This window comes from Micromonospora sp., from assembly GCF_048594385.1.
Taxonomy (GTDB): domain Bacteria; phylum Actinomycetota; class Actinomycetes; order Mycobacteriales; family Micromonosporaceae; genus Micromonospora; species Micromonospora wenchangensis.
The window spans coordinates 1-22,204 of sequence record NZ_JBMDWU010000204.1; the positions used below are offsets into that span (position 1 = coordinate 1).

At 72.2% G+C, this 22,204-nt stretch carries 20 protein-coding genes and 1 pseudogene; 10 read left to right on the forward strand and 11 right to left on the reverse strand.

Translation table 11 applies throughout. The annotated features are described in order from the left end of the window. A pseudogene (locus ACOJTC_RS10985) lies at positions 1-252 on the forward strand (hypothetical protein); the annotation flags it as partial. Between the two features lie 95 nt (positions 253-347). Here the strand turns inward: ACOJTC_RS10985 and ACOJTC_RS10990 are convergent. Together ACOJTC_RS10990 and ACOJTC_RS10995 are read right to left on the reverse strand one after the other, a co-directional pair. Further along, positions 348-947: a DUF4190 domain-containing protein gene (locus ACOJTC_RS10990; protein ID WP_204924943.1), complete on the reverse strand. Its 600-nt coding sequence runs from the start codon at positions 945-947 to the stop codon at positions 348-350. Positions 948-973: 26 nt separating this feature from the next. Continuing rightward, a complete protein-coding gene (locus ACOJTC_RS10995; RefSeq protein ID WP_088647169.1) occupies positions 974-1,270 on the reverse strand; it encodes a CD225/dispanin family protein in 297 nt (98 codons plus the stop codon). Between the two features lie 186 nt (positions 1,271-1,456). On the opposite strand from ACOJTC_RS10995, the gene purN reads away from it, so the two are divergent. Both purN and purH read left to right on the forward strand, forming a co-directional pair. Next, positions 1,457-2,077, forward strand: coding sequence for a phosphoribosylglycinamide formyltransferase (gene purN / locus ACOJTC_RS11000; RefSeq protein ID WP_204924944.1), 621 nt, complete (start codon positions 1,457-1,459; stop codon positions 2,075-2,077). Continuing rightward, positions 2,074-3,645, forward strand: a complete 1,572-nt coding sequence (gene purH, locus ACOJTC_RS11005) for a bifunctional phosphoribosylaminoimidazolecarboxamide formyltransferase/IMP cyclohydrolase (RefSeq protein ID WP_420116771.1) — start codon at positions 2,074-2,076, stop codon at positions 3,643-3,645. Before purN ends, purH begins: the two co-directional genes overlap by 4 nt. Before the next feature lie 41 nt (positions 3,646-3,686). Here the strand turns inward: purH and ACOJTC_RS11010 are convergent, their stop codons facing one another. The 5 genes from ACOJTC_RS11010 to ACOJTC_RS11030 all read right to left on the reverse strand — a co-directional run bounded on the left by ACOJTC_RS11010 (position 3,687) and on the right by ACOJTC_RS11030 (position 9,464). Beyond that, the gene (locus ACOJTC_RS11010; protein ID WP_204924946.1) at positions 3,687-4,733 is read right to left on the reverse strand and encodes an ABC transporter ATP-binding protein; all 1,047 of its coding nucleotides are present in this window, start codon (positions 4,731-4,733) and stop codon (positions 3,687-3,689) included. Beyond that, positions 4,717-5,754: an ABC transporter ATP-binding protein gene (locus ACOJTC_RS11015; RefSeq protein WP_204924947.1), complete on the reverse strand. Its 1,038-nt coding sequence runs from the start codon at positions 5,752-5,754 to the stop codon at positions 4,717-4,719. Before ACOJTC_RS11015 ends, ACOJTC_RS11010 begins: the two co-directional genes overlap by 17 nt. 40 nt (positions 5,755-5,794) lie before the next feature. Beyond that, positions 5,795-6,751 (reverse strand): ABC transporter permease, encoded by a 957-nt coding sequence (locus ACOJTC_RS11020; protein WP_088647164.1) that lies wholly within the window; start codon positions 6,749-6,751, stop codon positions 5,795-5,797. An 18-nt stretch (positions 6,752-6,769) separates the two neighbouring features. Next, positions 6,770-7,708, reverse strand: coding sequence for an ABC transporter permease (locus ACOJTC_RS11025; protein WP_204924948.1), 939 nt, complete (start codon positions 7,706-7,708; stop codon positions 6,770-6,772). A gap of 151 nt (positions 7,709-7,859) precedes the next feature. Beyond that, positions 7,860-9,464 (reverse strand): peptide ABC transporter substrate-binding protein, encoded by a 1,605-nt coding sequence (locus tag ACOJTC_RS11030; RefSeq protein ID WP_420116772.1) that lies wholly within the window; start codon positions 9,462-9,464, stop codon positions 7,860-7,862. 404 nt (positions 9,465-9,868) lie between these two features. Here ACOJTC_RS11030 and ACOJTC_RS11035 point away from each other — a divergent pair, with 404 nt between their 5' ends. The 3 genes from ACOJTC_RS11035 to ACOJTC_RS11045 all read left to right on the forward strand — a co-directional run bounded on the left by ACOJTC_RS11035 (position 9,869) and on the right by ACOJTC_RS11045 (position 13,571). Beyond that, positions 9,869-10,729, forward strand: coding sequence for a bifunctional methylenetetrahydrofolate dehydrogenase/methenyltetrahydrofolate cyclohydrolase (locus tag ACOJTC_RS11035; RefSeq protein WP_420116773.1), 861 nt, complete (start codon positions 9,869-9,871; stop codon positions 10,727-10,729). A 191-nt stretch (positions 10,730-10,920) separates the two neighbouring features. Beyond that, the gene (locus tag ACOJTC_RS11040; RefSeq protein ID WP_088647160.1) at positions 10,921-11,871 is read left to right on the forward strand and encodes a malate dehydrogenase; all 951 of its coding nucleotides are present in this window, start codon (positions 10,921-10,923) and stop codon (positions 11,869-11,871) included. A 482-nt stretch (positions 11,872-12,353) separates the two neighbouring features. Then, positions 12,354-13,571 (forward strand): NADP-dependent isocitrate dehydrogenase, encoded by a 1,218-nt coding sequence (locus tag ACOJTC_RS11045; RefSeq protein WP_145921657.1) that lies wholly within the window; start codon positions 12,354-12,356, stop codon positions 13,569-13,571. A gap of 304 nt (positions 13,572-13,875) precedes the next feature. Here the strand turns inward: ACOJTC_RS11045 and galT are convergent, their stop codons facing one another. The 4 genes from galT to ACOJTC_RS11065 all read right to left on the reverse strand — a co-directional run bounded on the left by galT (position 13,876) and on the right by ACOJTC_RS11065 (position 18,187). Continuing rightward, complete coding sequence (gene galT, locus ACOJTC_RS11050) at positions 13,876-14,952, reverse strand: galactose-1-phosphate uridylyltransferase (RefSeq protein ID WP_420116774.1); 1,077 nt, start codon at positions 14,950-14,952, stop codon at positions 13,876-13,878. Continuing rightward, positions 14,949-15,755, reverse strand: coding sequence for a DeoR/GlpR family DNA-binding transcription regulator (locus ACOJTC_RS11055; protein ID WP_204924952.1), 807 nt, complete (start codon positions 15,753-15,755; stop codon positions 14,949-14,951). The genes galT and ACOJTC_RS11055 overlap by 4 nt, the downstream gene beginning before the upstream one ends. Before the next feature lie 103 nt (positions 15,756-15,858). Next, positions 15,859-17,388 (reverse strand): adenylyl-sulfate kinase, encoded by a 1,530-nt coding sequence (cysC, locus tag ACOJTC_RS11060; protein ID WP_420116775.1) that lies wholly within the window; start codon positions 17,386-17,388, stop codon positions 15,859-15,861. 127 nt (positions 17,389-17,515) lie between these two features. Then, positions 17,516-18,187, reverse strand: a complete 672-nt coding sequence (locus ACOJTC_RS11065; RefSeq protein ID WP_420116776.1) for a DM13 domain-containing protein — start codon at positions 18,185-18,187, stop codon at positions 17,516-17,518. Between ACOJTC_RS11065 and ACOJTC_RS11070 the strand changes: the two genes are divergently transcribed. From ACOJTC_RS11070 to ACOJTC_RS11085, 4 genes are read left to right on the forward strand one after another with little or no spacing between them, the layout of a single operon-like run. Continuing rightward, positions 18,186-19,358 carry an ABC transporter ATP-binding protein gene (locus ACOJTC_RS11070; RefSeq protein WP_420116777.1) on the forward strand — a complete coding sequence of 391 codons (1,173 nt, stop codon included), beginning with the start codon at positions 18,186-18,188 and terminating at the stop codon, positions 19,356-19,358. The genes ACOJTC_RS11065 and ACOJTC_RS11070 overlap by 2 nt on opposite strands. Next, positions 19,351-20,232 carry an ABC transporter permease gene (locus ACOJTC_RS11075; RefSeq protein WP_420116778.1) on the forward strand — a complete coding sequence of 294 codons (882 nt, stop codon included), beginning with the start codon at positions 19,351-19,353 and terminating at the stop codon, positions 20,230-20,232. Before ACOJTC_RS11070 ends, ACOJTC_RS11075 begins: the two co-directional genes overlap by 8 nt. After that, the gene (locus tag ACOJTC_RS11080; RefSeq protein ID WP_420116779.1) at positions 20,229-21,179 is read left to right on the forward strand and encodes an ABC transporter ATP-binding protein; all 951 of its coding nucleotides are present in this window, start codon (positions 20,229-20,231) and stop codon (positions 21,177-21,179) included. Before ACOJTC_RS11075 ends, ACOJTC_RS11080 begins: the two co-directional genes overlap by 4 nt. Beyond that, positions 21,179-21,889 carry an ABC transporter permease gene (locus ACOJTC_RS11085; RefSeq protein ID WP_420116780.1) on the forward strand — a complete coding sequence of 237 codons (711 nt, stop codon included), beginning with the start codon at positions 21,179-21,181 and terminating at the stop codon, positions 21,887-21,889. The genes ACOJTC_RS11080 and ACOJTC_RS11085 overlap by 1 nt, the downstream gene beginning before the upstream one ends. Positions 21,890-22,204: the final 315 nt, after the last annotated feature.

Sequence of the window (22,204 nt, forward strand, 5' to 3'; positions counted from 1 at the left end):
CGGCTGGCCGAGATCGGTCCGGTGCCGTGGCAGGTGGCGGCGGTGGCCACGGCGGTGGTCACGGTCGGCGCGCTGCTCGGGGCCGTCGCCGCCAAGGTGCTCGACCGGCCGTCGTCGGCCCGGCCCCGGCCGGCCGCCGACCGCCCCCGCAGGGCTCCGGAGCGGCCCGCCCCGGCCGGGGACCGGCCCCGGCCGACCCGGGAGCGCCCCCGGTCGTCCGAGGACCGCCCGCCCCGCCCGGTACCCGACTGACCACCCCGTGCCGGACTGCCGGCGTGATCCCGTCGGACACGCGACGAGGGGCGCCCCGGACGGTGCCGGGACGCCCCTCGATCGTGCCCGCCCGGTCAGGGCGAGGTGGGCAGCGTGAAACTACCGATGATGTTGAGAAGCAGCAGCAGGATGCCGAGACCGACCGCGATCGCCCCGCAGATCAGGCCGGCCTTGGCCTGACCGCCGTTGCTGGCCAGACCCTGGTTCGCCTTCTGCATGCCCAGCCAGCCGGTGATCGCCGCGCCGATACCGAGCGGAATGCCCAGGTAGAGGCAGCAGAGCAGCGGGATGGACGCGATGCCGAGGATCAGCGACACCAGACCGAGGGTGTTCTGCTGCCCCTGCGGCGCCGGGTAGCCGGCCCCCGGATAGGAGCCGGCCGCCGCGGCGTACGGCTGCTGCCCGTAGGGGTCCTTGTGGACGGGCTGGCCGTACGGGTCCGGCTGGAAGGGCTGACCGTACGGCTGGCCCGAGGTGGGCTGGGGGCCGTACGGGTCGTGGGTGGGCTGCCCGTACGGCGGCTGTTGCCCGTACGGCGCCGCCGGCTGCTGCCCGTACGGTGCCTGCGGCGCGGCGTACGGGTCCTGCGGCTGGCCCGAGACGGGCTGCTGCCCGTACGGATCGTGCGGGGGCTGCTGGCCGTACGGGTCGTGGCCGGGGTTTCCGGGCTGCATCTCGGCTGCTCCTCAGTCGTGGTCCGTCAGTAGCTGCTGGTGCTGCTGCCGTCGATCGCACCCATCACACCACCGAAGAGGCAGCACAGCAGCACGATGACGAGCCACACGCCACCGATGATGAAGGCCAGCTTGGACCACTTCTTGGACTCGCGGGCGGCGGCCTCGGCACCCGCGTAGTCGCCCTGCTGCAGGGCCGGGTTGACCTTCGAGGCGTTGATGATGGCCGGGATCGCCAGCGGCCAGAAGAAGAAGATGGCCACGATCGACGCGGTCATGTTGTTGTTGATCGGCTGCTGCGGGTTGGGGTAGCCGGGCTGCATCTGCAGTACTCCTCGTTCACGTCGGTACGGCGTGCGTACCTGATCATGGGCTTGTGGGGCGCGGTGGCGGGCACGGCCCGGCCACCGGGCGACCGGCAGCGTACCGTGTCCGGGCGACACGCGTGATCACCCGAAACGTCGCCGCCCGCAGGATGGGCGTGCCGACCTGCCCGCTAGGGTGGCCGGGTGACCGAGCCCGCGTCCGTCGCCCGCCTCGTCGTCCTCGTCTCCGGCTCCGGCAGCAACCTCCAGGCGCTGCTGGACGCCACCGCCGACCCCGGCTACGGGGCCCGGGTGGTGGCCGTCGGCGCCGACCGGGACGGCATCGTCGGGCTGGACCGGGCCGCCGCCGCCGGGGTGCCGACCTTCGTCGACCGGGTGAAGGACCACCCCACCCGCGCCGACTGGGACAAGGCCCTCACCGCGCACGTCGCCGAGCACCGGCCCGACCTGGTGATCTCGGCGGGTTTCCTGAAGCTGGTCGGGCCGCAGTTCCTGGCGGCCTTCGGCGACCGCTACCTGAACACGCACAACACGCTGCTGCCGGCGTTCCCCGGCATCCACGGCCCCCGGGACGCGCTCGCCTACGGCGTCAAGGTCACCGGGGCCACCCTCTTCTTCGTCGACGCCGGGATGGACACCGGCCCGATCGTCGCGCAGGTGACGGTGCCGGTCCTCGACGACGACGACGAGGAGACGCTCACCGAGCGCATCAAGGAAGCCGAGCGCCGCCAGCTCGTCGAGCAGGTCGGTCGCCTGGTCCGTTCAGGTTGGACGATCACCGGAAGAAAGGTCACGGTTCCGTGAGTGCCCCGCAGGACTCCCGCCGCCCGATCAGGCGGGCGCTGGTCAGCGTCTACGACAAGAGCGGCCTGGTCGAGCTGGCCCGTACGCTGCACGAGGCCGGGGTCGAGATCGTCTCGACCGGTTCCACCGCGTCGACGATCTCCGGCGCGGGTGTGCCGGTGACCCCGGTCGAGCAGGTGACCGGCTTCCCCGAGATCCTCGACGGCCGGGTCAAGACCCTGCACCCCAAGATCCACGGCGGGCTCCTGGCCGACCTGCGCAAGGAGTCGCACGCCGACCAGCTCGCCGGGCACGGCATCGCCGGCATCGACGTCCTGGTCTCCAACCTCTACCCGTTCCAGGAAACCGTCGCCTCCGGCGCGTCGGCGGACGAGTGCGTCGAGCAGATCGACATCGGCGGGCCGGCGATGGTCCGGGCCGCCGCCAAGAACCACGCCTCGGTCGCCGTGGTGACCGACCCGGCCGCGTACCCGGCGCTGGTCGCCGCGCTGGCCGAGGGCGGGTTCACGCTGGCCCAGCGGCGGGCGCTGGCCGCCCGCGCGTTCGCCGACATCGCCGAGTACGACGTGGCGGTCGCCGACTGGTTCGCCGGCACCGCCGCCCCGGCCGAGGACGGCTGGCCGCACTTCGCCGGGCTGGCGCTGCGCCGGCAGGCGACGCTGCGCTACGGCGAGAACCCGCACCAGGGCGCCGCCGTCTACGCCGACCCGGGCAGCCCGCCGGGGCTGGCCCAGGCCGAGCAGTTGCACGGCAAGGAGATGTCCTACAACAACTACGTCGACGCGGACGCCGCCTGGCGCGCCGCGAACGACTTCCCCGACCAGCCGGCGGTGGCGGTCATCAAGCACGCCAACCCGTGCGGCATCGCCGTCGGCGCGGACGTCGCCGAGGCCCACCGCAAGGCGCACGCCTGCGACCCGGTCTCCGCGTTCGGCGGGGTGATCGCCGTCAACCGGCCGGTCTCGGTGGAGCTGGCCGGGCAGGTCGCGGAGATCTTCACCGAGGTGCTGGTGGCACCGGACTTCGAGCCCGGCGCGGTGGAGATCCTCCAGGGCAAGAAGAACATCCGGCTGCTGCGCGCCCCGGCCTTCGCCCCGCTGCCGGCCGAGTGGCGGCAGGTGACCGGCGGGGTCCTCGTCCAGCAGCGGGACCGCATCGACGCCGAGGGCGACGACCCGACGAACTGGAAGCTCGCCACCGGCGAGGCGGCCGACGAGGCGACCCTGCGGGATCTCGCGCTGGCCTGGCGGGCGGTCCGCGCGGTGAAGAGCTACGCGATCCTGCTGGCCCGCGACGGCGCGTCGGTCGGGGTGGGGATGGGCCAGGTCAACCGGGTCGACTCGGCCCGGCTGGCGGTGAGCCGGGCCGGCGCGGAGCGGACCCGGGGTTCCGTCGCCGCCTCGGACGCCTTCTTCCCGTTCGCCGACGGCGCGCAGATCCTGATCGACGCCGGGGTGAAGGCGATCGTGCAGCCCGGCGGCTCGATCCGCGACGAGGACACCATCGCCGCCTGTCAGCAGGCCGGCGTCGCCATGTACCTGACCGGCACCCGGCACTTCTTCCACTGATCCACCCGGGTGCTCCCGCGCCCCAACGCGGGAGCACCCGGTCAGCCCTGGCCCGTCGGGTCGGACGGCGGGCGCAGCGCGGCGAAGTGGCAGGCGCTGGGGTGCGGGTCGGCGGGGCGGGGGACGGTCGGCGGGTCCTCCCGGGCGCAGATGTCCTCGGCCTTCCAGCAGCGGGTGCGGAAGTGGCAGCCGGACGGCGGGTCGGCCGGACTGGGCACGTCGCCGGTCAACCGGATGATGCCGGCCGCGCCCCGGGCCTGGGGGTCGGGCACCGGCACCGCCGACAGCAGCGCCTGGGTGTACGGGTGGGTGGCCCGTTCGTAGATCTCCTCCTCGGTGCCGATCTCCACGATCCGGCCGAGGTACATCACCGCGACCCGGTCGCAGATGTGCCGAACCACCGACAGGTCGTGCGCGATGAACACGTACGACAGCCCGAACTCGTCCTGGAGCTGCTCCAACAGGTTGATCACCTGGGCCTGGATCGAGACGTCCAGGGCGGAGACCGGCTCGTCGCAGACGATCACCTCGGGACGCAGGGCGAGCGCGCGGGCGATGCCGATGCGCTGCCGCTGGCCGCCGGAGAACTGGTGCGGGTACCGGTTGACGTGCTCCGGGTTCAGCCCGACCACGTCCAGCAACTCCTGCACCCGGCCGCGCTTGCTGCCCCTGGGTGCCGCGTCCGGGTGGATGTCGAACGGCTCCCCGATGATGTCGCCGACCGTCATCCGGGGGTTCAGCGAGGTGTACGGGTCCTGCATCACCATCTGCATGTTGCGCCGTAACCGACGTAGTTCGCCCCCGGCGGCGGTGAGCAGGTCGCGGCCGTCCAGGGTGGCCCGGCCGGAGGTGGGCGTCTCCAGCCGCATCAGCACCCGGGCGAGGGTCGACTTGCCGCAGCCGGACTCGCCGACGATGCCGAGCGTCTCGCCCCGGCGCAGCGTGAAGCTGACCCCGTCGACGGCCCGGACCGCGCCGACCTGCCGGCGGAAGAGCACCCCCCGGGTGATCGGGAAGTGTTTGACCAGGTCGTCGACCGTGAGGATGGTCTCGCCCCGGACCTTGGCCGGGTCAGCGGTCGCGGTCATCGTGGACCTCCTGGGCGAAGTGGCACGCGCTGGTCCGGCCGTCGGCGAGGACCAGGTCGTCGGGCACCACGTCCACGCACACCTGCCGCACGTACGGGCAGCGGGGGTGGAACGGGCAGCCGCCCGGGATGCGCATCAGGTTCGGCGGCAGGCCCCGGATGGTGGACAGTTCCCGGCCGCGCACGTCCAGCCGGGGAATCGAGGCCAGCAACCCCTTGGTGTACGGGTGGGCCGGCGCCCGGTACAGCGGGTGGACGTCGGCGTGCTCGACGATCCGGCCGGCGTACATGACGGCGATCCGGTCCGCGACGCCGGCCACCACCCCCAGGTCGTGGGTGATCAGGATCATCGCCATGTCGAGATCGCGGCGCAGGTCGGCCAGCAGGTCCATGATCTGGGCCTGCACGGTGACGTCGAGGGCGGTGGTCGGCTCGTCGGCGATCAGCACCTTCGGGTTCAGCGCCAGCGCCATGGCGATCATGACGCGTTGCCGCATGCCGCCGGAGAACTGGTGCGGGTGGTCGCCGAGCCGTCCGGCCGCCCCGGGGATGCGTACCAGGTCCATCAGCTCGACGGTGCGCCGTCGGGCGTCGGCGCGGGACATCCCGTCCCGGTGCCGCAGCGTCTCGCCGATCTGCCAGCCGACCGGGAAGACCGGGTTCAACGCCGACAGGGCGTCCTGGAAGATCATCGCGATCTCCTTGCCGCGTACCTGCCGGCGCTGCTCCTCGGGCAGGGTGAGCAGGTCGCGACCCCGGTAGCGGATCTGGCCGGAACGGATCACCGCCGGTGGGGTGTCCAGGATGCCCATCACCGCCTGGGCGGTGACCGACTTGCCCGAGCCGGACTCGCCGAGCACGGCAAGCGTCTCGCCCGGGTCCAGGTGGTAGGAGACCCCGTTGATCACCTTGGCCACCCCCTCGCCGGTGCGGAACTCGACGTGCAGGTCGCGTACGTCAAGCAGGTGCCCGCCGGGCGGGGTGGGTGAGGCCGGCGTGGGCCGGGAGGTGGACTCGGTCACCGGATCTGCCTCTCGCTCGCGCCCGGGGTGGACATCGGCCTCACCGCAGCTTCGGGTCGAAGGCGTCGCGGATCGCGTCGCCGAGCATGATGAAGGCGAGCACGGTCAGCGCGAGGAAGGCGGACGGGACGACCAGCGGCGTCGCCGACTCGCGCATGTGCACCCGGCCGGCGTCGATCTCGATGCCCCAGGAGATGGTCGGGGCCTTGAGGCCGATGCCGAGGAAGCTCAGCGTCGCCTCGGCGGCGATGAACGAGCCGAGCGCGATGGTCAGCACCACGATCGCCGGGGCGAGCGCGTTGGGCAGGATGTGCCGCCACATGATCCGGCCGTGGCCCGCGCCGAGCATCCGGGCGGCGGCGACGTAGTCCTGCTCCTTCGCGGTGATCACCGAGGAGCGGACCACCCGGGCGGCGGTGGTCCAGCCGAGCACCGCCAGCACGAAGATCACCGCGAACAGCCGGACCGTGTCGCTGCTGGTGCTGACCCGCTTGAGCAGCACGATCGCGGCCAGCAGCAGCGGGATGCCGAGCACGATGTCGATCACCCGGGAGAGCACCGCGTCGACCCAGCGGCCGAAGTACCCGGCCACCATCCCGACGACCAGCGCGATGGCCCCGGTGAGCAGGGCGGACAGCGCACCGACCAGCAGCGAGGCGCGGGCCCCGTAGACGGCACGGGCGTACGTGTCGCAGCCCTGGAAGTCGTACCCGAAGATGGCCCCGCCGGACGCCCCGGCGTGCTGGCGGGACAGCACGCAGTCGCGCGGGTCGTTGGCGGTGAACAGCGACGGCACGGCGGCCATCGCGGCGACCAGCACGACCAGTACCAGGCTGATCCAGAAGACCGGCTTGCGGCGCAGGTCGCGCCAGGCGTCCCCGGCCAGGCTGCGGGGCTTCTGCGGTACGCCCACCCGGTCGGGTGTGCCCGGCTCGCCGGAGACCCCGCGCCGGGCGGCCTGGTCCTCCGTCGCCGCCACCGTCTCGAAGTCGCTCATGCCGTCACCTCGTTGTGCTCACTCATAGCGGATCCTCGGGTCGAGGACGGCGTACAGGACGTCCACCACCAGGTTGGCGACGAGGTAGACCACGACGAGGACGCTGACGATGCCCACCACCAGCGGGCCGTCCTCGGTGCGGATGCCCCGGAACAGGTTGAAGCCGACCCCCGGGATGTTGAACACGCCCTCGGTGATGATCGCGCCGCTCATCAGGTTGCCCAGTTCGACACCGAGGAAGGTGATCACGGGGATGAGCGAGTTGCGCAGCACGTGCACGCCGATGATCCGCCGCCGGGCCAGCCCCTTGGACCGGGCGGTACGCACGTAGTCGGCGCGCAGGTTCTCCGCGACCGAGGTACGGGTCAGCCGCAGCGCGGTGGCCAGCGACAGCGAGCCGAGCACGATGCCGGGCAGCAGCAGGGCCCACAGGTCGGGGTCGGCGCCGGCGGTGGGTGGGAAGACGGGCCACCGCACGCCGAGCAGGTACTGGGCGAGCGGGGCCAGCACGATGGTGGGGATGCCCAGCACCAGCAGGGTCAGCACCAGGGTGGCGTTGTCGAACAGGCTGGCCCGGCGGATGCCGGCGAGCACCCCGGCGGTGACCCCGAACAGGATCGTCACGGCCATCGCGATCAGTGCCAGCTTGACGGTGACCGGCCAGGCGGCGGCGAGGATGTCCCCGATCGAGCGGCCGGTCAGCGACTGCCCGAGGTCACCCTGGAGCAGGTTCTTGAGGTAGTCGAGGTAGCGGTAGAGGAAGCCGCCGACGCCGGTGCGGTCGAGGTGGAACTTCTCCGTCAGGTACGCCCGCTGCGCCGGGGTCACCGGCCGTTCCCCGGCCAGCGCCTGGATCGGGTCGCCCTGGCCGGCGAACATCAGGGCGTACACGATCAGGGTGGTCCCGAAGAAGGCGAGGACCATCTGGAGCAGACGCCGCAGAACGAAGCGGAACATACTGTGCAGTCTTGCCCAAAAGCAGCGGAGACGGAGGCGGGTCGGGTCACCGTCCACCGATGACCCGACCCGTTGCTCCCGCCGACGGCCCCGTTGCCGTCGACGCGCCTGCACGTGCCGGCGGCCCGCCCGCCGCCGACGCCCTCCCGGACTAGCTGACCGCCTCGATCTTCAGCAGGTCGACCCGGTCGAAGAGGTCCATCTGGACGTTCTTCACCTTGGTCGAGTGGCCGAAGTTGTTCTGGCCGTAGCGCAGCGGGATCACCGGCATGTCCTTGGCCAGCAGGTCCTCGGCCGCCTGGTACTTGGCGATCGCGGCCTCCTCGTTCGGCGCCTTGGCGCCCTCGGCGAGCAGCTTGTCGAACTCGGGGTTGCTGTAGCCGTAGTAGTTCGACGAGCCGTTGGTGCTGTACAGCGGGCCGAGGTAGTTCTCCATCGACGGGTAGTCCATCACCCAGCCCATCCGGAACAGACCCACCGGCTGCTTCGCCTTGACCTTGGTCAGCAGGTCGGCGAACTTGGGCTCGGCGGTGCCGACGCACTCCACGCCCAGGTTGGCCTTGAGCTGGTTGCAGGTCGCGTCGATCCAGTCCTTGTGCCCGCCGTCGCCGTTGTACGACAGTTCGATCTTCTTCGGGCCGCCGGCCGCCTCGTACGCCGCCTTCGCCTTGGCCGGGTCGAACTCGCCGGCCGCGCCGATGGTGTTCTCGCGGTAGCCCGCGACCACCGGCGAGACGAACGAGCGGGCCGGCTGCTGCGAGTCCTTGAAGATCGACTTGGTGATCTCGTCCCGGTCGATCGCCATCGAGATCGCCTTGCGCACCTCGGGCTTGCTGAACTCCTTCTGGAAGGTCGGGAAGGCCAGCACCTGCAACGACGACGCTGGGCTCTGCCGGAACCGGTCGCCCAGGTCGGTGGCGGCGGTGGACAGGTTCTCGGTCGGGATCGTCTTGATCACGTCGAGGTTGTCCGAGAGCACGTCCGCGTACGCGGCGGTCGGCTGCTGGTAGATCCGGAACTCGACGCCGCCCACCTTCGGCTGCTCGCCGGGGAAGGCGTCGTAGCGCTCCACCTCGACCTTGGCGTCGTGCTGCCAGGAGCCCTTCATCCGGAACGGGCCCTGCCCGACCGGGGCCTGCTCGTAGCCCTCCTTGAGCACGCCGGGGGCCGAGAAGGCGGCCTTCGGCAGCGGGTAGAAGGCGGTGTACCCGAGCATGGTCTTGAACTCGCTGTACGGCTCGGTCAGCGTCACGGTGAAGGTCAGGTCGTCGACCTTCTTCAGCCCGGACAGCCGCTCGGCGGCCGGCTTGTCGCCCTGGAGGTCGGCGTACCCGGCGATCTTCTCGAAGAAGTAGCTGGAGTTCTGCCCGTTGGGGGCGTACGCGCCGTAGTTCCAGGCGTCGAGGTAGTTGTCGGCGGTGACCTTCTCGCCGTTGTGGAAGGTGTAGCCGTCCTTGAGCTTGACCGTCCAGACCCTGTTGTCCGACGACGTGACCGACTCGGCCGCCACCTCGTAGGGCTTGTTGGCCTCGTCGTAGTCGACGAGCGGGCTGAACAGGGCGGCGAGCACCTGCGAACCGCTGGTCTCGTTGGTGTTGGTCGGCACCAGGTGCTGCGGCTCGGCGATCTCGATCCGCACGGCCGCGTTGGGGTCGGACTGACCGGTTCCGCTGCCGCCGCCCGAGCCGCAGGCCGCCAGGCCCAGGGTCACCGCGAGCGGGAGAGCGGTCCAGGCAGCAAGCCTGCGCACACGCATGGGGGTCTCCTCATCTCATCACGGAGCGCAGCCGGACCCGGCGTTGGGTGACTCTGCGCAACGTCCGGCAACGGTAGGTCGGGTTGGGCCCGTCGACAACGACAGCGTTGCGATCACCGGCTGCGGCCTTGTCGTCGACGACCGTTGCTGTTATCGGAAACCCGGCGAAATGCCTGCTTGATGGCGGGTGACGAGGGTGGTTTCACGGTGCCGTCAGGGTGGATCGCCCGTCGTGACCGCCCGGACGCCCGATGTCCGGTCCGGGCCCGACGCGTCTCTCCCGTCCGGTTCAGGGTGTGAGCCGGCCCGCAGTTGGTCACTCAGAGTGAATAACGGCACCTCACGGAAAGTCACGGGTTCCCCGTCGTCGGTCCGCCGTCCGCCGACCATGAGACGATCTGGTCGTGACGGCGATCATCCTGGACGGCAAGGCGACCGCAGCCGAGATCAAGGACGAGCTGCGGGTACGCGTCAAGGCGTTGGCCGAGCGGGGGGTCACCCCCGGCCTGGGCACGGTCCTGGTCGGCGCGGACCCCGGCTCCGAGGCGTACGTCAACGGCAAGCACCGCGACTGCGCCGAGGTGGGCATCGCCTCGATCCGCCGCGAGCTGCCCGCCGACGCCAACCAGCAGCAGCTCGACGACGTCCTCGCCGAGCTGAACGCCGACCCGGGCTGCCACGGCTACATCGTCCAGCTGCCGCTGCCGGGGCACCTGGACACCCAGCGGGCGCTGGAGATGATCGACCCGGACAAGGACGCCGACGGCCTGCACCCGGTGAACCTGGGCCGGCTGGTGCTCGGCTACGACGGCCCGCTGCCCTGCACCCCGCGCGGCATCGTCGAGCTGCTCCGCCGGTACGACGTGCCGCTGCGCGGCGCCAACGTCGCCCTCGTCGGCCGGGGCAACACCGTCGGCCGCCCGCTCGGCCTGCTGCTCAACCGGCGCAGCGAGAACGCGACGGTGACCCTCTGCCACACCGGCACCCTCGATCTCGCGGCCCACACCCGCGCCGCCGACATCGTCATCGTCGCCGCCGGGGTGCCCGGCCTGCTCACCGCCGACATGATCACGCCGGGGGCCACCGTGGTGGACGTCGGCATCACCCGGGTGATCGGCGACGACGGCAAGGGCCGCTACACCGGCGACGTCGACCCGCAGGTGGCGCAGGTGGCCGGTCGGCTGGCCCCGATGCCCGGCGGCGTCGGGCCGATGACCCGGGCCATGCTGCTCACCAACGTCGTCGAACGCGCCGAGCGCGGCTGACCCGCAGGCCGTCGCCCCTGCTCGGCGGCGGTGGCACGGGGCCGGACCACCGCCCGCCGCGGCACCCGGCGGGAACCGGGCGGTGGTGACGTTGGCCCCATCCCGGGGATGGTCGCCGCCCCTGGCCGAAACGGTGCCGGGATGACTGTTACGGTCGGGAAAACCGACTGGTAGCAGGGAGTGGGACGACCATGGGTAAGAAGGTCACTGTCGTCGGGGCCGGCTTCTACGGCTCCACCACCGCACAGCGCCTGGCCGAGTACGACGTCTTCGACACCGTCGTCATCACCGACATCGTGGAGGGCAAGCCGGCGGGTCTCGCGCTGGACCTCAACCAGTCCCGCGCGGTCGAGGGCTTCGAGACCAAGGTCGTCGGCGTCACCACCGGCCCCAACGGCGAGGGCTACGAGGCCATCGAGGGCTCCGACGTCGTCGTGATCACCGCCGGTCTGCCCCGCAAGCCGGGCATGAGCCGGATGGACCTGCTGGAGACCAACGCCAAGATCGTGCGGCAGGTCGCCGAGAACGTCGCCAAGTACGCCCCGAACGCCGTCGTCATCGTGGTGTCCAACCCGCTCGACGAGATGACCGCGCTCGCCCAGCTCGCCACCCAGTTCCCCAGGAACCGGGTGCTGGGCCAGGCCGGCATGCTCGACACCGCCCGGTTCACCAACTTCGTCGCCGAGGCCCTCGACGTACCGGTGAAGTCGGTCAAGACGCTGACCCTCGGCTCGCACGGCGACACGATGGTGCCGGTGCCCTCGCAGAGCACCGTCAACGGCAAGCCGCTGCGTGACGCGATGCCCGCCGAGCAGATCGAGGAGCTGGTCGTCAAGACCCGCAACGGTGGCGCCGAGGTCGTCGCGCTGCTCAAGACCGGTTCGGCGTACTACGCGCCGTCCGCCGCCGCCGCCCGGATGGCGCGGGCCGTGGCCGAGGACTCCGGCGCGGTCATGCCCGTCTGCGCCTGGGTCGACGGCGAGTACGGCATCTCCGGGGTCTACCTGGGCGTCGAGGCCGAGATCGGCGCCGAGGGCGTGAAGCGGGTCGTCGAGACCGACCTGGACGCCGACGAGCTGGCCAGTCTCAAGGAGGCCGCCGAGGCCGTCCGCGCCAAGCAGGCCGACGTCGCCAGCATGTGATCCGCTGAACCATCCGCCGCAGGGGCGGGACGGCAACCCCCGTCCCCCCCCAGCGCCGTCCCCACCCGTCGCCCCGTCCCGGCCCCGCCGGTCGCCCTGCCCCGGTGATCAAGAGGTTTGCGTCAAGCCACCCGCCCCGATGTGACTCGAACCTCTTGATCACCGGGCTGGCGCTCCGGGGCGGGTTCCCGCCGGTCGGCCTCGCGTCGGTGTGGGGCGGTCGCTGTGGGGAATGCCTTCGGGTAGGGCTGGCAGACGGGTAGGGGTGGCAGAACTGTCCGTACCTCGGTGAGGGCGGTGACCGTGACGGACCCGGGGGTACGGGCGTACCGGAGCCGGCGATTCTGCCCGAGCCGGCCGTGGCCCACCGGGTGTTCTCCGCCGGCCGGTGCCGTCGGGTGGAGGCCGGCTCGGTGCCGCCGACCAGTTTCCAGTACGCTCGTACTGCTTGAGCACGTGTCCCCCGAGAGGAGCGCCGGCCGATGGCGAAGATCAAGGTAAACAACCCGGTCGTGGAGCTCGACGGCGACGAGATGACCCGGATCATCTGGAAGCAGATCCGCGAGCAGCTGATCCTGCCCTACCTCGACGTCGACCTGCACTACTACGACCTGTCGATCCAGCACCGGGACGCCACCGACGACCAGGTGACCATCGACGCCGCGAACGCCATCAAGGAGCACGGCGTCGGCGTCAAGTGCGCCACCATCACCCCGGACGAGGCCCGGGTCGAGGAGTTCGGCCTCAAGAAGATGTGGCGCTCGCCGAACGGCACCATCCGTAACATCCTCGGCGGCGTGGTCTTCCGCGAGCCGATCATCATGTCGAACGTGCCGCGGCTCGTCCCGGGCTGGACCAAGCCGATCATCATCGGCCGGCACGCGCACGGCGACCAGTACAAGGCCACCGACTTCGTGGTCCCCGGTCCGGGCACGGTCACCATCACGTACACCCCGGCCGACGGCGGCACCCCGATGGAGATGGAGGTCGCCAACTTCCCCGGCGGCGGCATCGCCATGGGCATGTACAACTACGACGAGTCGATCCGGGACTTCGCCCGCGCCTCGTTCCGGTACGGCCTGGACCGCAACTACCCGGTCTACATGTCGACCAAGAACACCATCCTCAAGGCGTACGACGGCCGGTTCAAGGACCTCTTCGCCGAGGTGTTCGAGAACGAGTTCAAGGACGAGTTCGCCGCCGCCGGCCTCACCTACGAGCACCGGCTCATCGACGACATGGTCGCCGCCGCGCTCAAGTGGGAGGGCGGCTACGTCTGGGCCTGCAAGAACTACGACGGTGACGTGCAGTCCGACACCGTCGCGCAGGGCTTCGGCTCGCTCGGCCTGATGACCTCCGTGCTGCTCTCCCCGGACGGTCGTACCGTCGAGGCGGAGGCCGCCCACGGCACCGTCACCCGGCACTACCGGCAGTACCAGAAGGGCGAGAAGACCTCGACCAACCCGATCGCCTCGATCTACGCCTGGACCCGGGGCCTCGCCCACCGGGGCAAGCTGGACGGCACCCCGGCGGTCACCGAGTTCGCCGACACCCTGGAGCAGGTCATCGTCGACACCGTCGAGAGCGGCCAGATGACCAAGGACCTCGCGCTGCTCATCTCGCGGGACGCCCCGTGGCAGACCACCGACGAGTTCATGAACACCCTCGACGAGAACCTGGCGCGCAAGCTCGGCGCCTGACCCTCGCCCGTACCCACGGAACCCGCCGGCGGACCGCCGGCGGGTTCCGTCGTCTCCGGCGCGTCGCGGCCCACGCACCGGGGGACAGCGGCCGCCACCCGTCCGGGTGACGGCCGCGTCACCGGCCCGGAAAAAGGTCGTTGAGCTGGGTGGACGTGGTGCCAGTCGCGTCCAGGGAGGTTGTCGTCGGTCGTCGCACGGCACCGGTGCCGACCGGCCAGCCTTCCCGGCTGTCGAGCACAGCCAGCCGTCCCTTCCCCGCGGGGGGCCCTGTTCCGGGGCCCCCCGCGCCCTGCCTGCGGGGTCAGGCGGCGCGCAACAGTTCGGCGGCCCGCTCGGGGGCGATGTCGTTGATGAAGACCCCCATCCCGGACTCGGAACCGGCCAGGTACTTCAGCTTGTCCCTCGCCCGCCGGACGCTGAACAGTTGCAGGTGCAGGTGACCCAACTCCCGGTCGATCCGCACCGGCGCCTGGTGCCAGGCCGCGATGTACGGCATGGGCAGGTCGAACAGCCCGTCGAACCGGCGCAACACGTCCAGGTAGAGCGGGCCGAAGGCGTCCCGTTCGGCGTCGTCGAGCGCCGGGATGTCCGGCACCGGCCGGTGCGGCGCGACGTGCACCTCGAACGGCCACCGGGCCGCCGCCGGCACGTACGCCGTCCAGTGCTCGTTCGCCGCGACCACCCGGTCCCCGGCGGCGCGCTCGGCGGCGAGCACGGCGGCGGAGAGGTTGCCGCCGCCGGTGCGCTCCGCGTGCCGGCGGGCCGCCGCCAGCATCGACCGGGTACGCGGCGTGACGAACGGGTACGCGTAGATCTGGCCGTGCGGGTGGTGCAGGGTCACGCCGATCTCCACGCCCCGGTTCTCGAAGCAGAACACCTGCTCCACCCCGGGCAGCGCGCCGACCGCCGTGGTCCGGTCGGCCAGCGCGTCGAGCACCAGCCGGACCCGGGCGGGGGAGAGGCTGGCGAAGGAGGCCTCGTGGTCGTCGGTGAAGCAGACCACCTCGCAGCGTCCTTGGCCGGGGCGGACCGGGGTGAACCCGGTGATCTCGGCCGGCTCGTCGGCGATCCGCTGGCTCAGTGAGGGGAACCGGTTCTCGAAGACCGCCACGTCGTAGTCGGGCGCGGGGATCTCGCTGTGCCGGTCGCCCCGCGACGGGCACAGCGGGCACTGGTCGGCCGGCGGGAGGAAGGTCCGGGTCTGCCGGTGCACCGCCACCGCCACCCACTCGTCGGTGAGCGGGTCGTAGCGCAGCTGGGAGGCGGGTGGTGGCGGCGGCAGCTCCCGCCGGTCCGGCTGGTCCCGGACGGCGTCGTCGCGCTCGTCGAAGTAGATCAGCTCGCGGCCGTCGGCCAACTCGATCGCCGTACGCTTCACCGCGTCGTCTCCCGCCCGGTAGCCCGGCCCGTACCTGTCACGATCACCAGTTCGCCCACCTTCTCGTCGATCACCCGGCGCGCCTCGGGGGCCAACCGGTCGTCGCTGACCAGCACGTCGGCGGCGCCCAGGCCGACGATGGAGGAGATGCCGACGGTGCCCCACTTGGTGTGGTCGGCGAGGACGACCAGCCGGTCGGCGGCCTCCACCAGGGCCCGGTCGGTCTCCGCCTCCATCAGGTTCGGGGTGGTGAAACCGGCCCGCTCGGTGATCCCGTGCACGCCGAGGAAGAGCAGGTCCAGGTGCAGTGAGCGGATGGCCTCCACGGCCAGCGGGCCGACCAGCGCGTCGGACGGGGTGCGTACCCCGCCGGTCAGCACCACGGTCTGGTCGGGGCGGCCGGCGGTGTGCAGGATCTCGGCCACCGGCAGCGAGTTGGTCACCACGGTCAGCCCCGGCACGTCGACCAGGCGTCGGGCCAGCTCGGCGGTGGTGGTGCCGGCGGAGAGGGCGACCGCCGCACCCGGGCGGACCAGTTCGGCGGCCCGGGAGGCGATGGCGGCCTTCTCGGCGGACTGCCGGACGGACTTGGCGTGGAAGCCCGGTTCGTCGGTCGAGCCCGGGTCGGTGACGGTCGCCCCGCCGTGCACCTTGGCCAGCAGGCCCCGGTCGTGCAGCGCGTCCAGGTCACGCCGGATGGTCATGTCGGAGACACCGAACTCGGCAGCCAGCTCGGTGACCCGGACACCACCGGCGGTGCGGACCCGGTCGAGGATCGTCGCCTGCCGCTGACGCGCCAGCATCCGCCGTACCTCCCGGGCCCCCGCACCTGCACGCGCTCGCACGTGTTCCAACAAGATTGAACACTAGCGCGCAGCGGGCAGGGGCGGAAGTGGAACCCCGAGGTCAGGCGGACGGCAGCCGCGGCTCCACCCAGCCGGTCTCGGTCAGATGGGTCATCACCGCCTGCACCGCCTCGTCGATGCTCTGGTCGGTGGTGTCGACCACCAGATCGGCGTCGGTGGGCGTCTCGTACGGGTCGTCGATGCCGGTCATCCCGGTGAGCAGGCCGGCGCGGGCGCGGGCGTACAGGCCCTTGCGGTCGCGCTGCTCACAGACCTCCAACGGGGTGGCCACGTGCACCAGCAGGAAACCCGCCCCGGCCGTCCGGGCCATCTCCCGCACGGCGGCCCGCGCCTGCGCGTACGGGGCGATCGGGCAGCAGATCCCCACCCCCCGGTGCCGGGCGATCTCGGCCGCCACCCAGCCGATCCGGCGCACGTTCGCGTCCCGGTCGGCCCGGCTGAACGTCAACCCGGCCGACAACTCCCGACGCACCACGTCGCCGTCGAGCAGGGTGATCGTCCGGTCGCCCTGCTCGCGCAGCAGATCGGCCAGGCCCCGGGCGATCGTCGACTTGCCGGAGCCGGAGAGTCCAGTGAGGAAGACCACCAGCCCCCGGTGCCGGCGCGGCGGGCGGGCCCGGCTCAGCTCCTTGGCCACCGCCGGCGGGGTGTGCCACTCGGGCAACGGGAAACCCCGGTCGAGCAGGTCGTCGATCTCCGCCTCGCTCAGCGCCAGCTTGCGGTTGCGCGGCGGGATGTCGTCCCGCCAGCGCCACTGGCCGTCCCGGCTGTCGTAGGCGAGCTCGCGGGGGACCAGCACCCGCAGCCCCGCCCCGGAGAGCATGCCGCCGGTGGACAGCAGGTGGGTCACCCCGTAGGCGGCGGAGATCCGGGCCCGCAGCAGCGCGTCGCTGATCTCGTCGGCCCGGCGGGGCAGCGGGACGGCGACCAGCGTCGCCGGGGGCATCCGGTCGCGGGCGGCGAAGATGCTGCGGACCAGGGCCTCGGTGGGCAGTCCGGCCGCGCCGTCCTCGCCGACCGGGATCATCACCAGCAGATGCGCGCCGAGGGTACGGGCCGCGTGCGCGATCTGCGCCAGCTGCGGCCGGTGCAGCGGCCGGTCGGCGATCACCCCGAGCACCCGGCCCGGGGGCAGCAACGGACGCACCTCGTCCGGCCCCCGGCGCAGCCGCTGGAACGGGCCGTGCCCGCCGTCGCCGAGCCGGCGTACCGGGCCGCCCAGCCCGGCCACGCCCTCGCGGACCGGCCAGACGTCGGTCACCTCCAGCCCGGCCACCGGGGCGCCCTCGCCGTCGGTGAGCACCAGCGTCCGCCGGCCCGGGTCGGCCGGGTCCAGCCCGTCGGCGACGGCGGTGGGCACCTGGAGGGTCACCGGGACCGGCCAGGACGTGCCGTCGGCCAGTCTGCCGCGACGCTGCAACGAGGCCAGGTCGGCGCGGGTCATGAAGCCGGCCAGCGGGGTGTACGCCCCACTCACCAGCAGCTCCAGATCGGCCAGCTCACCGGGGCGTGGCGCGTACGCGGGGGCGTCCCGCAGCACGTCCTCGGGCAGCACTGAACCGTTGCTCATCCGTACCCCTCACTCGCTGGCCGGATCACAGTTTCTCAGCCGGCCGGCGATCGGTCGAGAGTGCCACTCCACTCCCGACCCGGAAGTGGATCACCGGTGGCGTGTCCCGGCCGGTCGGTGGGGGGTGTCAACCGGCCGGGACCAGGGACGCGGCGCCGAACGAGACCGCGAATCGTTGACACCAGATGGTGACACTCGTCAGCGCGGCGAGGTCGGTGCCGGTCGGGACGGCGTACGCCTGGTCGCCGCGGTTGCCCTTGAGCCGGCCCAGCTCCGCCCGGCGGCCGTCGTCGAAGACGTGCCAACCGGCCCGGCCGGTGCGGACCGGCTGGTCGGAGAGCCAGACCCGCAGATCCGGGCCGTTGGAGGTGTCCAGCCCGACCAGTTCCAGCCGGTGCCGGCCGTCGGCGGTGCGGACGATCCGGGCGGTGCCCGAGGTGTCGTGTTCGTGACTGACGAACGTCCCCCGGCTCACCACCACCGGCCGGGTGGCCGGGGATCCGTCCGTGGGCGTGGTCCGGGGTGGGGTGCCGGCGGTTCCGGTCGGGGTGGCGGTTCCGGTCGGCGGGGCGGTCCCGGTCGGGGTGGTCCCGGCCACGCCGCCGTCGGCGGGTGTGGTGCCGTCGGCGGCCACGGTGCCGGTCGGGGCGGCGTCGTCGACGTCGGAGAGCCGCTCGTCGACCTGGCGGTCGGCCACCACCTTCCAGGGCTGGAACCAGTACAGGCCGAAGGCGGCACCGACGCCGAGGACGACGACGGCGACCCAGGCCAGCGGGGCACGGGACAGGCGACGGAACATGCCGTCCAGTCTCGCCGCGCCACCGCGACCGGTCACCCGTCACCGGGGTTACGGAAGCCTTACCGCCCCGCCCGCTCGTTCGACCCGCCTGGGCCGGCACGGCGGTGCCGGATCCGGCGGACACCGCCGGACCGCCGATCGGGCGCGGACCGTCGGCCCGGCCGATCGGGGCGGGGCTGGTCAGGGGCGGGTATCAGGGGAGACCCGGGGCGATTCCGGATACCCGCCGGGGTGGCCGGTCCCTAGGCTGGCGGACGTGACACTGATCGCGACCGAGTCGCTCACCAAGACGTACGGAGGCCGGGTCACCGCGCTGGCCGACCTGACCGTCGCGGTCGAGCCGGGGATCATCGGTCTCGTCGGCGCGAACGGCGCCGGCAAGTCGACCCTGATCAAGATTCTGCTGGGCCTGCTCCCGCCGACCAGCGGACGGGTCTCCGTGCTCGACCTCGACCCCACCACCGACCCGGCGGCGGTCCGCGCCCGGGTCGGTTACATGCCCGAACACGAGGCGCTTCCGCCCGACCTCTCCGCCGCCGAACTCGTCACCCACCTGGGGCGGATGAGCGGCCTGCCCCGTACGGTGGCCCGCGAGCGCGCCTCCGAGACGCTGCGCCACGTCGGCCTCTACGAGGAGCGGTACCGCCCGGTGGGCGGCTACTCCACCGGTATGAAGCAGCGCGTCAAGCTCGCCCAGGCCCTGGGGCACGACCCGGACCTGCTGCTGCTCGACGAGCCCACCACCGGCCTCGACCCGGCCGGCCGGGACGCCATGCTCGCCCTGGTCCACCGGATCGGCACCGAGTTCGGCATCTCCGTCCTGGTCTGCTCGCACCTGCTCGGCGAGGTGGAGCGGATCTGCGACACCCTGGTCGCCATCGACGGGGGGCGGCTGCTGCGCGCCGACCGGATCGACGCGATGACCTCGGCCACCGACCTGCTCGCCGTCGAGGTCAGCGAGGGCACCGACCAGCTGGCCGGCCGGCTCGCCGCGCTCGACCTGCCGGTGACCCGCGACGGCCGGATGCTGCTCGTCCCGCTGGCCGACGAGCGTACCTACGACCTGATCCTCGGCGCGGTCGCCGAGCTGGACCTGCCGTTGCACCGGCTGGACCAGCGCCGGCACCGGGTGGCCGAACTCTTCGCCCCGAGGGAGCCCAGCAATGCCTGAGCCGACCGGCGTCATCCACGACATCGGCTACCAGCGCTACACCGGCCCGAGGCTGGGCCGCCGGCACGTCTTCGGCGCGCTCTACCTGCACGGACTGCGGACGGTCTTCGGGCTCGGCCGCAGCGCCAAGGCGAAGATCTTCCCCTGGCTGGTGGTCGGCATCGTGACGGTGGTGGCCGCCGGCCTCACCGCCGTGCGCAGCCAGATCGGCGAGGTGGTGATGACGTACGCCCAGTTCGCCGACGCGATGAGCTGGCTGGTCATCTTCTTCGTCGCGGTGGCCGCCCCCGAGCTGGTCTCCCGGGACCTGCGCAGCGGCGTGCTCCCGCTGTACTTCTCCCGGCCGCTGCCGCGCGACGACTACGCGCTGGCCAAGCTGCTCTCCCTGGCCAGCGCGCTGTGGCTGCTGCTGGGCGGGCCGCAGCTGGTGATGTTCCTGGGGGCGGCGTTCACCACCTCCGACGGCCTGCGCGGCACCTGGAACGAGCTGCTGGACCTGCTCCCCGGGTTGCTCTACGCGGGGCTGTGGGCGGCGGTCTTCGCCTCGATCGGTCTGCTGGTCGCCTCGCTCACCGGCAAGCGGGCCTTCGCCGCCGGTGGCATCGTGGCGGTCTTCCTGATGACCACCCCGGTCGTCGGCGTGCTGTCGATCCTGCCCTCACAGGCCGTCAACGAGCTGGCCCTGCTGGCCTCACCGTCGACCCTGGTACAGGGGGTGGGCTCGTGGGCGTTGCAGGACCTGCTCTACCCGGGCGCCGGCACCGGCCCGCCGATCGGCGGCTTCGGCCCGGTCTACGCGGTCGTCGCCGTGCTACTGGTCACCGCCTGCACCGCCCTGCTGCTGCTGCGATACCGGAAGGTGGCCGCCCGATGACCACACTCGACACCGACGCCCGGCCGGTGGTCACCACCAGCACCCTGGATCTCGCCGGGGTCTCCCGCTGGTACGGCAACGTGGTGGCGGTCAACGACGTCACCATGCGGCTCGGCCCCGGGGTGACCGGCCTGCTCGGCCCGAACGGCGCCGGCAAGACCACCCTGCTGCACATGATGGCCGGCTTCCTCGCCCCGTCCCGGGGCACGCTCACCCTCGACGGGGCGTCCACCTGGCGCAACCCGGGCGTCTACCGGCGGCTCGGGCTGGTCAGCGAGCGGGAGGCGGTGCACTCCTTCCTCACCGCCAAGGAGTTCGTGCTGGCCAGCGCGAAGCTGCACCGGCTGCCCGACCCCGAGGCCGCCGCCCGCCGGGCGATCGAACTGGTCGAGATGACCGACGCGCAGGACCGCCGGATCGGCACGTACTCCAAGGGCATGCGGCAGCGGACCCGGGTGGCCGCCGCACTGGTGCACGACCCGCAGGTGCTGCTGCTCGACGAGCCCTTCAACGGGATGGACCCGCGCCAGCGGCTGCACATGATGGGCCTGCTGCACTCCCTCGGCGACGCCGGGCGGACGATCCTGTTCAGCTCGCACATCCTGGAGGAGGTCGAGCAGGTCTCCGGCACGGTGCAGGTGATGGTGGCCGGCCGGCTGGCCGCCTCCGGTGACTTCCGCACCATCCGCCGGCTGATGACCAACCGGCCGCACGTGTTCGCGGTCCGCTCCACCGACGACCGGGCGTTGGCCGTGGCGCTGATGGCCGACCCGTCGGTCGCGGGCGTCGAGCTGGACAAGAACGGCCTGACCGTACGCGCCGGCGACTACGGCGCGTTCACCCGGGCGCTGCCCAGGATCGCGCTCGCCCGGCAGATCCGGGTCCGGCAGTTGACCCCCGAGGACGAGTCCCTGGAGAGCGTCTTCTCCTACCTGGTGGAGGCCTGATGTCGACCGTTTCCTGGATCACCGCGCGCGGGCTGTTCGGCCGTCGCCGGTTCCTCATGCTGCTGCCGCTGCCGGCGGTGCTGGTGCTGCTGGCCGTCCTGTGCCGGTCGCTCGGGGTGGACCCGGGCCAGTGGGCGACGCCGGTGCTGGTCGGCCTCGGCCTGGCCGTGGTGCTGCCGGTGGTGGCGCTCATCGTCGGCACCGGCGTGCTCGGCGCGGAGATCGACGACGGCACGGTGGTGCACATCCTGACCAAGCCGCTGCCCCGCTGGCAGATCGTGCTGCCGAAACTCGCGGTGGCCGCCGGGGTCAGCGCGGCCACCGTCGCCGTGCCGCTCTACGTAGCGGGCGTGCTCGCCGACTCGGTACGTCTGGGCCTGGGCCTGGTCGTCGCCTCGGCGCTCGGCGCGCTGGCCTACTCGGCGCTGTTCCTGGCGCTCAGCCTGGTCACCCGGCGGCCGGTGCTGCTCGGCCTGGTCTACGTGCTGATCTGGGAGGGGCTGCTGGGCAACTTCGTCAGCGGCACCCGGGTGCTGTCGATCCAGCAGTGGGTGATCGCCCTTGCCGACAGGATCGCCCCGACCGACCTGCTGTCGACCACCGTCTCGGTGCCGGTGGCGGTGGTGCTGACCGCCGTGGTCAGCGTCGGCTTCACCGTGTTGGCCATCGACCGGCTCCGCTCCTTCAGCGTCGCCGGCGAAACCAGCTGACCCTGTCTTACCCTGTCCGCCCGGCCCGCCCCGCTCGGGCGGGCGGGGCGGACAGCCCATGATCGACGCAGTTGCGCGGGTGGGGCGGAATCCAGGCCACGGTAAACCCCCACCCCGGCGATCTAGCGCCGACCCGCCGGCCCGTCGGCCCGCGTCAGAATGCGCTGGCGATGACGAGTTCGGGGGCGCGGTCGGGGAGCAGGTCGAGGGTGGTGATCCGGCCGGCGGCGCGCACGTCGTCGGCGACCAGGGTGAGCTGGTCGAGCAGGCCGGCCGGGCCCAGCGCCTCGGCCAGCGGGACCTCCGCCCGCATCG

Excerpts from the sequence above, each read along its gene's own strand:
- ACOJTC_RS11025 (WP_204924948.1), bottom strand. The coding sequence starts at position 7,708 with ATGTTCCGCTTCGTTCTGCGGCGTCTGCTCCAGATGGTCCTCGCCTTC.
- ACOJTC_RS11075 (WP_420116778.1), top strand. The coding sequence starts at position 19,351 with ATGCCTGAGCCGACCGGCGTCATCCACGACATCGGCTACCAGCGCTAC.
- ACOJTC_RS11045 (WP_145921657.1), top strand. The coding sequence starts at position 12,354 with ATGGCGAAGATCAAGGTAAACAACCCGGTCGTGGAGCTCGACGGCGAC.
- ACOJTC_RS11065 (WP_420116776.1), bottom strand. The coding sequence starts at position 18,187 with ATGTTCCGTCGCCTGTCCCGTGCCCCGCTGGCCTGGGTCGCCGTCGTC.
- ACOJTC_RS11020 (WP_088647164.1), bottom strand. The coding sequence starts at position 6,751 with ATGAGCGACTTCGAGACGGTGGCGGCGACGGAGGACCAGGCCGCCCGG.
- ACOJTC_RS10990 (WP_204924943.1), bottom strand. The coding sequence starts at position 947 with ATGCAGCCCGGAAACCCCGGCCACGACCCGTACGGCCAGCAGCCCCCG.
- ACOJTC_RS11040 (WP_088647160.1), top strand. The coding sequence starts at position 10,921 with ATGGGTAAGAAGGTCACTGTCGTCGGGGCCGGCTTCTACGGCTCCACC.
- ACOJTC_RS11055 (WP_204924952.1), bottom strand. The coding sequence starts at position 15,755 with ATGCTGGCGCGTCAGCGGCAGGCGACGATCCTCGACCGGGTCCGCACC.
- ACOJTC_RS10995 (WP_088647169.1), bottom strand. The coding sequence starts at position 1,270 with ATGCAGCCCGGCTACCCCAACCCGCAGCAGCCGATCAACAACAACATG.
- ACOJTC_RS11010 (WP_204924946.1), bottom strand. The coding sequence starts at position 4,733 with ATGACCGCGACCGCTGACCCGGCCAAGGTCCGGGGCGAGACCATCCTC.
- ACOJTC_RS11085 (WP_420116780.1), top strand. The coding sequence starts at position 21,179 with ATGTCGACCGTTTCCTGGATCACCGCGCGCGGGCTGTTCGGCCGTCGC.
- ACOJTC_RS11030 (WP_420116772.1), bottom strand. The coding sequence starts at position 9,464 with ATGCGTGTGCGCAGGCTTGCTGCCTGGACCGCTCTCCCGCTCGCGGTG.
- cysC (WP_420116775.1), bottom strand. The coding sequence starts at position 17,388 with ATGAGCAACGGTTCAGTGCTGCCCGAGGACGTGCTGCGGGACGCCCCC.
- ACOJTC_RS11080 (WP_420116779.1), top strand. The coding sequence starts at position 20,229 with ATGACCACACTCGACACCGACGCCCGGCCGGTGGTCACCACCAGCACC.
- ACOJTC_RS11070 (WP_420116777.1), top strand. The coding sequence starts at position 18,186 with ATGCCGTCCAGTCTCGCCGCGCCACCGCGACCGGTCACCCGTCACCGG.